Source organism: Cupriavidus sp. FW305-26, from assembly GCF_058787975.1.
Map to the genome: position 1 here is coordinate 47455 of NZ_JBYTAH010000006.1, position 13881 is coordinate 61335.

At 66.8% G+C, this 13881-nt stretch carries 10 protein-coding genes; 2 read left to right on the forward strand and 8 right to left on the reverse strand.

Annotated features, from left to right (window positions below):
* Nucleotides 1–36 precede the first annotated feature (36 nt).
* From AC3WQZ_RS05905 to AC3WQZ_RS05925, 5 genes are all read right to left on the reverse strand, one after another.
* Nucleotides 37–1605 (reverse strand): UxaA family hydrolase, encoded by a 1569-nt coding sequence (locus AC3WQZ_RS05905; protein WP_011615817.1) that lies wholly within the window; start codon nucleotides 1603–1605, stop codon nucleotides 37–39.
* A 20-nt stretch (nucleotides 1606–1625) separates the two neighbouring features.
* Complete coding sequence (locus AC3WQZ_RS05910; protein WP_011615816.1) at nucleotides 1626–2420, reverse strand: transporter substrate-binding domain-containing protein; 795 nt, start codon at nucleotides 2418–2420, stop codon at nucleotides 1626–1628.
* Nucleotides 2421–2481: 61 nt separating this feature from the next.
* Complete coding sequence (locus tag AC3WQZ_RS05915) at nucleotides 2482–3210, reverse strand: amino acid ABC transporter ATP-binding protein (protein WP_269446640.1); 729 nt, start codon at nucleotides 3208–3210, stop codon at nucleotides 2482–2484.
* A gap of 49 nt (nucleotides 3211–3259) precedes the next feature.
* The gene (locus tag AC3WQZ_RS05920; protein ID WP_010813664.1) at nucleotides 3260–3910 is read right to left on the reverse strand and encodes an amino acid ABC transporter permease; all 651 of its coding nucleotides are present in this window, start codon (nucleotides 3908–3910) and stop codon (nucleotides 3260–3262) included.
* A gap of 15 nt (nucleotides 3911–3925) precedes the next feature.
* On the reverse strand, nucleotides 3926–4609 hold the full coding sequence (locus AC3WQZ_RS05925; protein ID WP_010813663.1) for an amino acid ABC transporter permease: 684 nt from the start codon (nucleotides 4607–4609) through the stop codon (nucleotides 3926–3928).
* 248 nt (nucleotides 4610–4857) lie between these two features.
* Between AC3WQZ_RS05925 and AC3WQZ_RS05930 the strand changes: the two genes are divergently transcribed.
* Nucleotides 4858–5889, forward strand: a complete 1032-nt coding sequence (locus AC3WQZ_RS05930; protein WP_010813662.1) for a GntR family transcriptional regulator — start codon at nucleotides 4858–4860, stop codon at nucleotides 5887–5889.
* A gap of 111 nt (nucleotides 5890–6000) precedes the next feature.
* Here AC3WQZ_RS05930 and galU read toward each other — a convergent pair whose 3' ends face one another.
* Nucleotides 6001–6891, reverse strand: coding sequence for a UTP--glucose-1-phosphate uridylyltransferase GalU (gene galU, locus AC3WQZ_RS05935; RefSeq protein WP_454751398.1), 891 nt, complete (start codon nucleotides 6889–6891; stop codon nucleotides 6001–6003).
* 129 nt (nucleotides 6892–7020) lie between these two features.
* Nucleotides 7021–9888 (reverse strand): valine--tRNA ligase, encoded by a 2868-nt coding sequence (locus AC3WQZ_RS05940; protein WP_058696660.1) that lies wholly within the window; start codon nucleotides 9886–9888, stop codon nucleotides 7021–7023.
* A gap of 219 nt (nucleotides 9889–10107) precedes the next feature.
* Between AC3WQZ_RS05940 and AC3WQZ_RS05945 the strand changes: the two genes are divergently transcribed.
* On the forward strand, nucleotides 10108–12456 hold the full coding sequence (locus tag AC3WQZ_RS05945; protein WP_010813659.1) for a UvrD-helicase domain-containing protein: 2349 nt from the start codon (nucleotides 10108–10110) through the stop codon (nucleotides 12454–12456).
* Between the two features lie 45 nt (nucleotides 12457–12501).
* On the opposite strand, the gene AC3WQZ_RS05950 is transcribed toward AC3WQZ_RS05945, so the two are convergent.
* Complete coding sequence (locus AC3WQZ_RS05950; protein WP_010813658.1) at nucleotides 12502–13794, reverse strand: MFS transporter; 1293 nt, start codon at nucleotides 13792–13794, stop codon at nucleotides 12502–12504.
* Between the last annotated feature and the right edge of the window lie 87 nt (nucleotides 13795–13881).

Genomic DNA, 13881 nt, shown 5'->3' on the forward strand with positions numbered 1-13881 from the left:
CCCCCCCCCCCGTCGCCGGCTGCGCGCCGGCGGGCTTCAGGTGATCGCGCTCAGCTGCCAGGGTACGAACTCGTTCTGCCCGTAGCCGTGCAGCTCGCTGCGTGAACGTTTGCCGGAGGCGGTGTCCAGCATCAGCCGGAACAGTTCCTCACCGAGCCCGCCAATGGTGGCGCTGCCGTCCAGCACGGCGCCGCAGTTCAGGTCCATGTCATCGGACTGGCGTTGCCACAGCGCGGTATTGGTCGCCAGCTTGACCGAGGGCGAGGGCGCACAGCCGTAGGCCGAGCCGCGCCCCGTGGTGAAGCAGATCAGGTTGGCACCCCCCGCGACCTGGCCGGTCGCGGAGATGGGGTCGTAGCCCGGCGTGTCCATGAACACCAGGCCGCGCGCGCGCACCGGCTGCGCGTACTCATAGACCTCGGCCAGGTTGGCCGAACCGCCCTTGGCGATGCCGCCCAGGGATTTTTCCAGCACGGTGGTCAGCCCGCCCGCCTTGTTGCCTGCCGACGGGTTGTTGTCCATGCTGGCACCGTGGCGCGCGCAATAGTCCTCCCACCAGCGGATGCGCGCCACCAGCTTGCGGCCGATTTCCGGTGTCTGTGCGCGGCGCGTGAGCAGGTGCTCGGCGCCGTAGATCTCGGGCGTCTCGGAGAGGATGGCAGTGCCGCCGTGGCGCACCAGCAGGTCTACCGCCGCGCCCAGCACCGGGTTCGCCGAGATGCCCGAGTAGCCGTCGGAGCCGCCGCACTGCAGGCCCACCACCAGGTGGCTGGCAGGCACCGGCTGGCGCTGCACGGCATTCGCGGCGGGCAGCATCTCCTGGATCATGGCAATGCCGCGTGCGATGGTCCTGGTGGTGCCGCCGCTGTCCTGGATGGTGAAGGTCTGCAGGCGGTCGTCGTGGGCCAGCCCCTGGGTGGCAAGCAGCGCCGAAATCTGGTTGGTCTCGCAGCCCAGCCCGATCACCAGCACGCTGGCGAAGTTGGGATGGCAGGCATAGCCGCCCAGCGTGCGCTGCAGCAGCGCCAGCCCTTCCCCCTGCGGGTCCACCGCGCAACCGACGCCGTGCGTGAGCGCCACCACGCCGTCGACGTTGGGATAGGCGGCCAGCGCCTCGGGATGGATGTCGCGGCGGAAGTGGTCGGCAATGGCGCGCGCCACCGTGGCCGAGCAGTTCACCGAGGTCAGGATGCCGATGTAGTTGCGCGTGGCCACGCGGCCATCGGCCCGCACGATGCCCGCGAAGGTGGCCGGCGCCGGCACCGGCTCCGGCGCGCGCGCATCGGCGCCATAGGCATAGTCGCGCGTGAAGTCGCCCATGGCCAGGTTGTGGGTGTGCACGTGCTGGCCGGGGCGGATGTCCTGGCTGGCGAAGCCGATGATCTGCCCGTAGCGGCGCACCGCCTCGCCGGCGCCGATGGCGCGCGTTGCCACCTTGTGGCCGGGCGGGACCAGGCCGAGCACAGTCACGTCTTCTTCGTCGAGCGTGGTGCCTGCCACGAGCTGGTCGCGGGCAATGACGACGTCGTCTTCCGGGTGCAGCCGGATCACGCGCAAGGCGGCGTGCAGCTGTGCTGCCTTGCCGGGGTTGGCAGGTGCGTTCATGCGATGAGCTCCCTCGTTCCTTATTTCAGCATCTCGGCCGGCAGCGACAGGCCGAAATAGCGCTTGTAGATGTCGTTGATCCTGCCGTTCTTCAGGTTGGTCCTGACCCAGCCGTCCAGCCAGTCCTTGAGGGCGGTATCGCCCTTGCGCAGGCCGATCGCATAGGGAAAGGTCTGCATCACGAACTTGATTTCCAGGTCGCGCGACGGATTGCTGCGCCTGACCTCCGGAATCACGCTGATGGCCGCGGCCAGGTAGTCCTGCTGGCCGGTGGAGACCGCGGTATTGGTGGTCGCGTCATCCTCGTAGCGCACGATATTCACCGCTGCCACGGCCTTGGCGCCCCGGCTCAGTTCCTGGTCGCTGGTGGTGCCGCGCGTGACCGCGACGGTCTTGCCCGACAGGTCGGCGAAGGACTTGACCTGGGCCTTGGTCGGGCCGCCCACCACCACGGGGATCACGCCATACGGCTCGGAGAAATCGATGACCTTCTTGCGCGCGTCCGTCACGGAAAAGGAGGCCAGCACCACGTCCGCCTTGCGGGTGAGGAGGAAGGGCACGCGGTTGGGGCCCGTGACCGGAACGATCTCAAGGTCGACGCCCAGGTCCTTGGCGAGCAGGCGCGCGGTCTCGATGTCGGAGCCGCTCTGCCTGGCTTGTGTATCCAGCATGCCGTAGGGAGGCGCGCTGATATCGACCGCCACCAGGATCTTCTTGCGCTGCTTGATGGTGTCGAGCGTGTCGGCCGAGGCGGCGGAGGTGCCGGCCAGCAGCAGGGCGGCGAGTGGGGCAAAGAGATAGCGGCGATAGTTCATGAGGTTGTCTCCGTATTGTTGGATATCGAAACGGGTTCTTGCTGAGCGGGCGCTGCCGCGCTTACAGGCCGTTGCTGACGAACTGGCGCAGTTCCGGCGTGGCAGGTTCGTCAAGCAGCCTGCCACTGCCGCATTCCCAGACGATGCCCTGGTGCATGAACATGATCTGGTCCGCCACCGAGCGCGCGAACGACATCTCGTGCGTGACCAGCACCATGGTCATGCCGTCTTCGGCCAGTTTTTCAATGACCCGCAGCACCTCGCCGGTAAGCTCGGGATCGAGCGCGGAAGTGACTTCGTCGAACAGCATCAGGCGCGGCTGCATGGCCAGCGAGCGCGCGATGGCGACGCGCTGCTGCTGGCCGCCGGAGAGCTGTTCCGGGTAGTAGTCGGCGCGCTCTTCCATGCCGACTTGCCGCAGCACGTGGCGGGCCAGTTCGCCCGCTTCCTTGCGCCCCATGCCCTTGACCTTGCGCGGTGCCAGCATGACGTTCTCGGCCACGGTCAGGTGCGGGAACAGGTTGTAGCTCTGGAACACGATGCCGACTTCCTTGCGCAGCGCGCCCAGGTCAACGGCGTCTTCGTGCATGGCATGGCCGCACACATGCAGGGCCCCGCCGCTCACGCGCTCCAGCCCGTTGATGCAGCGCAGGGCCGTGCTCTTGCCCGAGCCGCTGCGGCCGATCAGGGCCACCACCTCGCCGCGGCGCACCGAGAAGCTCACGCCCTTGAGGATTTCCACTTGTCCGAAGGACTTGCTTACCTTGTCGAAGCGGACCACTTCGTCCACGCTTGTCTCCATGACGTTCCTTTGTTGTCGGGTTTTGGCGCTGTCAGGCTCAGGCGCGTGCCTTGTTGAAGCGGCGCTCCAGGCGGTACGAGAGCGATGAGAGCGGATAGCAGATGGCGAAATACAGCGCCGCGGCGATGGTGAACACCAGAAAGGGCTTGAAGGTGGAGTTGTTGACCACCCGCGCCGAATAGGTCAGGTCGAAGAAGCCGATCACCACCGCGTACGACGAGTTCTTCACGATCTGCACCAGGAAGCTCACCGTGGGCGCAATGGCAATGCGGGCGGCCTGCGGCAGGATCACGTACACCGCCCGCTGCAGCGGCGTGAGCGCCAGGCATTCGGCGGCCTCCCACTGCGTGCGCGGCACGGCCTGGATGCAGCCCTTCCAGATCTCGCCGAGGTAGGCGCTGGAATACGCCGTCATCGCGATCCCCGCGGCGACCAGCGCCGGCAGCTCGAAGCCGCCCACGCTGATGCCGAAATACACCACGAACATGATCACCGGCAGCGGCACGCCCTGTACCAGCTGCACGTAGGCGCCCGTGAGCGTGCGCAGCACGCGCCCGCCGCGGCTGCGCGCCAGCGCCAGCGGTACGCCCACCAGCGCGCCGCCGGCAAAGCCCATGCCTGCCAGCAGCAAGGTCCAGCCTGCGCCGCGCAGGATGAACAACACTTGATCGAAAGAAATTCCGTGCATGAGGCGCGCTCCGGTTCAGAGAGGGGTTTGCAGGCGCCGGCGGCGCGTAAAGGCCAGGGCGCCGATGCCTGCCATCGACAGGCGCAGCAGCCAGGACAGCAGCAGGTAGACGAGCGCGATCACCAGGTAGATCTCGAAGCCGCGGAAGGTCTCCGACTGGATGCGGTAGCCCACCGCTGTGAGTTCCTCGGCCGAGATCTGCGACATGATCGAAGTGGCCAGCATCATCAGCACGAACTGGCTGATCAGCGCCGGATACATGCGCTCCACCGCTTGCGGCAACACCACCAGGCGCAGCATCTGCCAGCGCGACAGCCCCAGGCAGGAAGCGGCCTCGAGCTGGCCGCGCGGCACCGACTCGATGCCGGCGCGCACGATTTCGGTGGTATAGGCCGACACGTTCACGACCAGCGCCACCACTGCCGCCGCCATGGCCGGCACCCGCACCTGCACCGCCGCCAGCCCGAAGAAGAGCCAGAAGGCCTGGATCACCAGCGGCGTATTGCGAATCACGTCCACATACACCGTGACGCAGCGGCGCGCCCACGCGGGGCCTTGCGTGCGCACCACGGCCAGCGCCGTGCCCAGCACGAAGCCGAACACGATGGTGGCGACCGACATGCGCAAGGTCAGCCACACGCCGTCGAGCAAGTCCCGCCAGCCCGTGGACAGGAAACTGAAATCAAACTGGTAGTCCATCGGCGCGGGTTCCTCCTTCTCGTGGCGCCGCCGCGGCCGGCGCGCGCCCTGTCTCTTGTTGTGGCTTCGTTGTCGTGCTTGCGGCGTGCGACACGCGCCGTGGTGGGATGAAATATATGACCATTGCCGGCAATGGTCAATATCCGTGGATACCCGTGTATGATGGAATGCGATGAGATGCCCTGGCGTGCCGCCATGGCTACACTGACCGACCGCCACGTTCTGGAGACAAAGTGCCGAGCCCATCGATGACGACACGAGACCGAAATCGCGTCGCCCCCCTTGCTGCCAGCCTGGAAGCGGAGGAAGCCAGCCGCCATGCGCCGATCTACGCGTTGATCCACCAGGTGCTGCGCAAGGCGATGCTGGACGGGACGCTGGAGCAGGGCACCGTGCTGCTGGAAGGGCCGGTCGCGGAGATTCTGCGCGCCACCCGGTCGCCGGTGCGGCAGGCCTTGCGCGAGCTGGAGGCCGAAGGCCTGGTCAGCCGCTTCGACGGGCGCGGCTATGTCGCCGGCCCGGCCGGCACCGAGCCCAGGCGCGTGCCGCTGGACGCGGCCATGCTGGGCGTGGACAGCGCGCCGGACGTGGCACGCAAGACGCTGGGCTGGGAGGTCATCTACGACGAGGTGGAGCGCAACCTGGTCCACCTGTCGGTGTTCGGGCGCTACCGTGTCAACGAAGTCGAGCTGGCGCGCTATTTCAACGTGGGGCGCACCGTGGTGCGCGATGTGCTGCTGCGCCTGGAAAGCCTGGGCATCCTGGAGAAGGACGAGCGCCAGCGCTGGGTCATCATCCCGCTGGATGCGCAGCGCATCCACGATCTCTACGAGCTGCGCTCACTGGTGGAGCCGGCCGCGCTGCGCGGCGCCATCGTCCATGCGGACGCGGCCGAGCTGGCTGCCATGATGGAAGACCTGCACAAGGTGCAGCGTGTCTACCCGAAGGTGTCGCGCACCGCCATGGACAAGCTGGAGCATGACCTGCACGTGCGCCTGCTGTCGCTGTGCCCGAACAAGGAGCTGCTGGGCAGCCTGCAGCGCACGCGCTGCATCCTGACCCTGAGCAAGCATGTACTGGGAGCGTCGGCGCCGATGCCGCAGGAAGATCCCTTCCTCTCCGAGCACATGGCCGTGCTGCAGGCCGCCGCCGCAGGCGCGCCGCGCAAGGCCGCTGAGCTGTTGCGGGAACACCTGGAGCTGTCGTGCGCGAAGGTCACGCAGCGGGCCGGGCTGGTGCGCGAAACGTTCGCGCTGCCGACGGTGTCCTACATCGCCTGAGCGCAAATAAGGAGAGGCCGCAACCCTCCCGGCATTTGCCGGAATGGTTGCGGCCTCTCACGGCTGCAGACGTCCAGGAACTTCCTTTCCTGTCCGCAGGGCAGGGCGCGATCAGCTGCCGATGCTGGTCAGGTGCTCGCGCGATTCCAGGTAGGCGCTGAATTCAGTCCCGACTTCCGGGTGCTTCAAGGCAAATTCAACGGTTGCCTTCAGGTAGCCCAGCTTGCTGCCGCAGTCATAGCGGCGGCCCTGGTAGCGGTAGGCCAGCACCTGCTCCTGGCCCAGCAGCGACTGGATCGCGTCGGTCAGCTGCAGCTCGCCGCCGGCGCCCGGCTTCAGGTCACGCAGGTGTTCGAAGATGCGCGGGGTCAGGATGTAGCGGCCGACCACGCCCAGGTTGGACGGCGCGTCTTCCGGCGCCGGCTTCTCGATGATGCCGGAGACCTTGATCACGTCCGCATCCCATTCGCGGCCGTCGATCACGCCGTAGGAGCGGCTTTGCTCCGGCGTGATCTCCTCGACCCCCAGCACCGAGCAGTTGTAGTGGTTGAAGGTATCCACCATCTGCTTCATCACCGGCGGGTTGCCGTCGATCAGGTCATCGGCCAGCATCACTGCGAACGGCGTGTCGCCGACCAGCTTGGCCGCGCACAGCACCGCATGCCCCAGGCCCAGCGCTTCGGGCTGGCGCACGTAGAAGCATTCCACGTTGGCGGGCTTGATCGAGCGCACCACGTCCAGCAGCGCCTGCTTGTTCTTGGCCTCAAGCTCCACTTCCAGCTCGAAGGCCTTGTCGAAATGGTCCTCGATGGCGCGCTTGGAGCGGCCGGTGACAAAGATCATCTCGGTAATGCCGGCGGCCATGGCTTCTTCCACGGCGTACTGGATCAGCGGCTTGTCCACCACCGGAAGCATTTCCTTGGGGCTGGCCTTGGTGGCCGGCAGGAAGCGAGTGCCCAGGCCCGCAACCGGGAACACAGCCTTGGTGACGCGATTTTCCATATCAGGTGTACCTCTCAGATTCCAGTCCATAACCCTGCCAGCCATTGCGGGCGTCGTCTGTCCGGTTCTGTCCGACGAAGCCGGACAGAACCCCCGGCAGGCAGGGGCGTGAATGCGGCCGCCGTGCCGTCAGGCCGGCAGCCGCTGCAGCTGGCCCTGCAGCTTGGCCAGCGTCTGCTCGAAATCGGCCAGGCGCTGCGTCTCTTGCGCCACCACGGCAGGCGGTGCCTTGGCGACAAAGCTCTCGTTGGAGAGCTTGGCGCGGCACTTGCCGATTTCGCCACCGATGCGCTCGACTTCCTTCGACAGGCGCGCGCGCTCGGCGCCGACATCGATCTCGATCTTCAGCAGCAGGTGGTTGCCCCCGGCAATGGCGACCGGCGCGCCGGCGCCTTCAGCCTGCAGGGCAGCTTCATCTTCGAAGACGCGTACCTCGGAAAGTTTCGCCAGTGCCTGGATATGTGCGCTCGCCGCCTTCAGGAAGGTGCTGTCACCCTCAGCATAGAGCGGGATGCGCTGGGCCGGCGAGATGTTCATCTCGCCGCGCAGGTTGCGGCAGGCATCGATCACTTCCTTCAGGCGCGCAACCCATTGCTCGGCTTGCTCGTCGATCTTGGCGACCGCAGGCAGCGGGTAGGGCTGCAGCGCGATGGTCTCGGAGCCGTCACCCTTGGCGCGGCCGGCCAGCGGGGCCACCTTCTGCCACAGCTCTTCGGTGATGAAGGGGATGATCGGATGCGCCAGGCGCAGCACGGTCTCGAGCACGCGCAGCAGCGTGCGCCGCGTGGCGCGCTGCTGGGCCTCGGTGCCGTTCTGGATCTGCACCTTGGCCAGTTCCAGGTACCAGTCGCAGTATTCGTCCCAGACGAACTTGTAGATGGCGTTGGCGATATTGTCGAAGCGGTATTCGGCAAAGCCCTTCTCGACCTCGGCTTCCACGCGCTGCAGCAGCGACACGATCCAGCGGTCGGCCTGCGAGAAATCCAGGTAGCCGTCCGGGCCGCAGTCGTTGTTGCACGGGCCCATGCCGCAGTCATGGCCTTCGGTGTTCATCAGCACGAAGCGGGTCGCGTTCCACAGCTTGTTGCAGAAGTTGCGGTAGCCCTCGCAGCGGCCGGTATCGAAGTTGACGTTGCGGCCCAGCGTGGCCAGCGACGCGAAGGTGAAGCGCAGCGCGTCGGCGCCGAATGCGGGAATGCCCTCGGGGAATTCCTTTTTCGTCTTCTTCTCGATCTTGGGCGCGTCCTTGGGGCGGCGCAGGCCGGTGGTGCGCTTCTGCAGCAGCGTGTCGAGGTCGATGCCGTCGATCAGGTCCACCGGGTCCAGCGTGTTGCCCTCGGACTTGCTCATCTTCTTGCCTTCCGAATCGCGCACCAGGCCGTGCACGTAGACGGTATGGAAGGGCACCTTGCCGATGAAGTGCTTGGTCATCATGACCATGCGCGCCACCCAGAAGAAGATGATGTCGTAGCCGGTCACCAGCACCGACGACGGCAGGAAGTGATGCATCTCGGGCGTTTCTCCCGGCCAGCCCAGCGAGGAGAAGGGCACCAGCGCCGACGAGAACCAGGTGTCGAGCACGTCTTCCTCGCGGCGCAGGCTGCCGGTGCTGCCGGCGGCCTTTGCCTTTGCCAGCGCTTCTTCTTCGGTGCGGCCGACAAAGCAGTTGCCGGCATCGTCATACCACGCCGGGATCTGGTGGCCCCACCACAGCTGGCGCGAGATGCACCAGTCCTGGATATTGCCCAGCCACTGGTTGTAGGTGCTGATCCAGTTTTCCGGCACCAGCTTGATCTCGCCGCTCTGCACGGCTTCCAGCGCCACCTCGGCGATCGAGCGGCCCGGGTAGAAGGTGCCTTCCGGCGCCGGCTTGCTCATGGCGACGAACCACTGGTCGGTCAGCATCGGCTCGATCGCGCTGCCGGTGCGCTCGCTGCGCGGGGTCATCAGCTTGTGCTTCTTGACCTCGGCCAGCAGGCCGCGCTTGTCCAGGTCCTCGACGATGGCGCGGCGCGCGTCGAAGCGGTCCAGGCCGGCGTAGGCGGCGGGGGCGTCGGCAACGATCTTCGCGTCCAGCGTCAGGATCGACAGCTGCGGCAGGTTGTGGCGCTGGCCCACGGCATAGTCGTTGAAGTCATGGCCGGGGGTCACCTTGACCACGCCGGTGCCGAACTCGCGGTCGACGTACTCGTCGGCAATCACCGGGATCTGGCGCTCGGTCAGCGGCAGCTGCACGAACTTGCCGATCAGATGCGCATAGCGCTCGTCTTCCGGGTGGACCATCACGGCCACGTCGCCCAGCATGGTTTCGGGGCGGGTGGTGGCCACGGTCAGGTGGGTCAGGCCGCCCTTGGCATCAGCCTCGACCAGCGGATAGTGGATATGCCACAGCGAGCCTTCTTCCTCGACGCTGTCGACTTCCAGGTCCGACACCGCGGTGCCCAGCACCGGGTCCCAGTTGACCAGGCGCTTGCCGCGGTAGATCAGGCCCTGTTCGTGCAGGCGCACGAAAGCTTCGGTGACCGCCTTCGACATCTCGGGCGACATCGTGAAGTACTCGCGGCTCCAGTCGATCGAAGCGCCCATGCGCCGCACCTGGCGGGTGATGGTCGAGCCCGACTCTTCCTTCCAGGCCCACACCTTCTCGGTGAACTTCTCGCGGCCCAGGTCATGGCGCGACACGCCCTGCGACTCGAGCTGGCGCTCCACCACGATCTGGGTGGCGATGCCGGCGTGGTCGGTGCCCGGCACCCACAGCGTATTGGCGCCGCTCATGCGCGCATGGCGCGCCAGGCCGTCCATGATGGTCTGGTTGAAAGCGTGGCCCATATGCAGCGTGCCGGTCACATTGGGCGGCGGCAGCTGGATCGCAAAGTCCGGGCGGGCAGGGTCGAAGGTCGGCTTGGCAATGCCGCGCTTCTCCCACTCGGGGCCCCATTTCGCCTCGATGGCGGTGGGTTCGAAGCTTTTGGCGAGGGACTGGTCTTGGGCGGTCATGCTGGGATGTCGATATTGGCGTCGGGGGTCGTCGCAGGGTGCTTCGGCCTGCGCCTGGCGAGGCGGCGGCCGTCGGCGGCCGGCATTGCGCCAGTAAAACGTTAAATTATACGGGGGTGGCAGGCTGGTGCCTATTTCCCGGCCATCCGGCCCCGCCGGATGTGACTTGCAGGACAGGGCCCGCCGGTATAATTGCCGTCAATCCACAAGGCTGATCCGATGTCCGACCTGCTTGCCAACCTGAACGCCGAACAACTAGCCGCCGTCACCCTGCCTGACGAACCGGCGCTGATCCTGGCGGGCGCGGGCAGCGGCAAGACCCGCGTGCTGACCACGCGCATCGCCTGGCTGATCCAGAACGGCCGGGTCTCGCCGGCGGGCATCCTGGCGGTGACCTTTACCAACAAGGCCGCCAAGGAAATGCAGACGCGGCTGTCGTCGATGCTGCCGATCAACACCCGCGGCATGTGGATCGGCACCTTCCACGGCCTGTGCAACCGCATGCTGCGCGCGCATTTCCGCGACGCCGGGCTGCCCCAGACCTTTGCCATCCTGGACAGCCAGGACCAGCTCTCGGCGCTCAAGCGGCTGCTCAAGTCGCTCAACGTCGACGATGAGAAGTACCCGGCCAAGAACCTGCAGTACTTCATCAACAACGCCAAGGAGCAGGGCCTGCGCCCGGCCGACGTCGAGGCCAACGACGACTTCAACAAGCGCTTTGTCGACCTCTACGCCGCCTACGACCTGCAGTGCCAGCGCGAAGGCGTGGTCGACTTCGCCGAGCTGCTGCTGCGCTGCTACGAGCTGCTGCGCTACAACGACGCCATCCGCCAGCACTACCAGCACCGCTTCCGCCACGTGCTGGTCGACGAGTTCCAGGACACCAACGTGCTGCAGTACCAGTGGCTCAAGCTGCTGGCCGGCTACGGCACGCAGAACCCGGCCGCGGTCTTTGCCGTGGGCGACGACGACCAGAGCATCTATGCGTTCCGCGGCGCCAACGTCGGCAATATGCGCGACTTCGAGCACGAGTTCCGCGTGCGCCGGCTGATCAAGCTGGAGCAGAACTACCGCTCGCACGGGCATATCCTGGATTCGGCCAACCACCTGATCTCGCACAACGCGCGCCGCCTGGGCAAGAACCTGCGCACCGACGCCGGCCACGGCGAGCCGGTGCGAGTGTTCCAGGGCGGCTCCGACGGCCAGGAAGCCGCCTGGATCATCGAGGAGATCCGCGACCAGATCGCGCAGGGCGCCAGCCGCGCCGAGATTGCCATCCTGTACCGCAGCAACGCGCAGTCGCGCGTGATCGAGCATGCGCTGTTCTCGGCCGGCATCGCGTATCGCGTCTATGGCGGCCTGCGCTTCTTCGAGCGCGCCGAAATCAAGCACGCGCTGGCCTATATGCAGCTGCTGGAGAACCCGCGCAACGATGCAGCCTTTGGCCGCGTGGTCAACTTCCCGGCGCGCGGCATCGGCGCGCGCTCGCTGGAAGTGCTGCAGGACATGGCGCGCCAGTATGACTGCGCGCTGGCCGAGGCGGTGGCCTACGTGCCCGGCGCGGCCGGCAGCAAGCTGGCGGCGTTTACACGCCTGATCGAGAAGATGCGCGAGGACACGCGCCGCATGACGCTGGCCGAGACCGTCGAGTACGTGATCAACCACAGCGGCCTGATCACCCACTACCAGGGCGAGAAGGAAGGCCAGGACCGCATCGAGAACTTGCAGGAACTGGTGACCGCCGCGCAGGCCTTCGTGGTCGAGGAAGGCTACGGCCTGGAAGCGCTGGCCGCGGTGATCCCGGTTGACCGCAGCCCCGCCGCCCCGGCACTGGCCGACGGCGACCAGGCCCAGCAGGTGCTGGATCCGGAAGCGCTGCCGGTGGTGATGACGCCGCTGGTCGCGTTCCTGACCCATGCCTCGCTGGAAGCCGGCGACAACCAGGCCCAGGCCGGCCAGGACGCGGTGCAGATGATGACCGTGCATGCGGCCAAGGGGCTGGAATTCGACGTGGTCTTCATCACCGGGATGGAAGAGGGCCTGTTCCCGCACGAGAACAGCATGATGGACCCGGACGGCGTGGAGGAAGAGCGCCGCCTGATGTACGTGGCGATCACGCGTGCGCGCAAGCGGCTCTACATGTCGTTCGCGCAAAGCCGCATGCTGCACGGCCAGACCCGCTACCACGTGCGCTCGCGCTTCTTCGAGGAACTGCCCGAGGCCTCGCTCAAGTGGCTGACGCCGCCGGCGCAGGGCTACGGCGGCGTGCGCCGCCAGGAGCGCGACAGCGCCTGGGGCCGCGACTGGTTCCGCAAGCCCGAGGACGTGCCCTATACCGGCACGCGCCCCACCGGCGGCATGGACAACGGCAACGGCTATGCCGATGCCAAGCGCGAGGCCGGCACCGGCTTCCGGGTGGGGCAGTCGGTGTTCCACAACAAGTTTGGCGAAGGTGTGATCACCGCGCTGGAAGGCGAGGGCACCGACGCACGCGCCAATATCAACTTCAAGCGCAACGGCGCCAAGTGGCTGGCGCTGTCGGTGGCGAAGCTGGACGCGATCGACTGAACGAGTCCGGCTTCGCTGCGCGCGCCATGCCGCGACCCGGGCGGCTCAGGGCAGGGCGTGGCGGACCTCGCCAGCCTTTTCGTCGGGGCTGTCCACCGTCAGCAGCGGATTGATGAACAGCGAGGCCAGCGCGCCAACCCCGAGCAGCGCCCCCGAGATCATGAACGGCAGGTCATAGCTGCCGGTGCGCTCGATCAGGTAGCCGAACACCACCGGCGACACCATGCCGGCCACGCCGAAGCCGGTGTTCATCATGCCGCCCGCGGTGCCGGCGTACTTGCCGGCGATGTCCAGCGGCAGGCTCCACAGCACCGCGTTGGTCAGCTCCAGGAAGAAGAACGACAGCGACAGCAGGATCACCGCGTTGACGGCATCGGCCGTGAAGGTCATCGGCGCGATGAACATCAGCGAGCCGGCCAGCCCCACGAACAGGACCGCGCCGCGCGCCAGGCGCAGGTTGCCGGTGCGCTTGTAGATGCGGTCCGACAGCACGCCGCCGAGCGTATCGCCGACCACGCCGGCCATCAGCGGCAGCGCGGTGAACAGCGCCAGCTGCTTCAGGTCGAAGCCGCGCGCCTCCTTCAGGTACGAGGGCAGCCACGTCAGGTAGACCCACAGCGACCAGCCGTAGCAGAAGTCGACGAAGGTCACCAGCCACATGCGCCGGAACAGGCGCCGCCACGGCGTGGCCGCCTTGGCGGCCTGCCGGCTGTCGCCGTGCCGGTAGCCGATCTCCTGCAGCTCCTGCGCGGTCACGCGGCTGTGCTTGTCGGGCGAATCCTTGAAAAAGAAGGCGTACAGCAAGGTCCAGCCGAGGCTGACCGCGCCCAGCACGATAAAGGCTTCGCGCCAGCCGGCGGCGGCCACGATGACCAGCACGACCGGCGGCGTGATCGCACCGCCCAGCCGCGCGAAGCTGTGGGTGATGCCCTGCGCGAAGCCGCGCTCCGCCACTGGCATCCAGTAGGTGAAGGCGCGCGTCGCGGTCGGGAACGCACCGCCTTCGCCGATGCCCAGCACGAAGCGCAGCACCACCAGCATCAGCACGCTGCCCGCGAAGCCGGTCAGCACGGTGGCCACGCCCCAGATCAGCGAGAGGACAATCAGCACCTTCTTGGGCCCGAACTTGTCAGCCATCCAGCCGCCGAGAATCTGCATGGCGGCATAGGGGTAGGCAAAGGCCGAGAACACCAGCCCCAGCTGCGATGTGGTCAGTCCCATTTCCTCGCGGATCAGGGGGGCGGCGACCGAAATGTTGACGCGGTCGATATAGGCGATGAAATACATCAGGCACATGACGCCCAGGATCATGTGCCGGGTCTTGATACGTTGCTTCATAACCACCTCCTATGCGCGGCGCGCGCGTGGTGTTGACGGGGCGGCGGCCGGCACACGGTCCGTAGCCATGCGCTTGCGGCGCGCCGG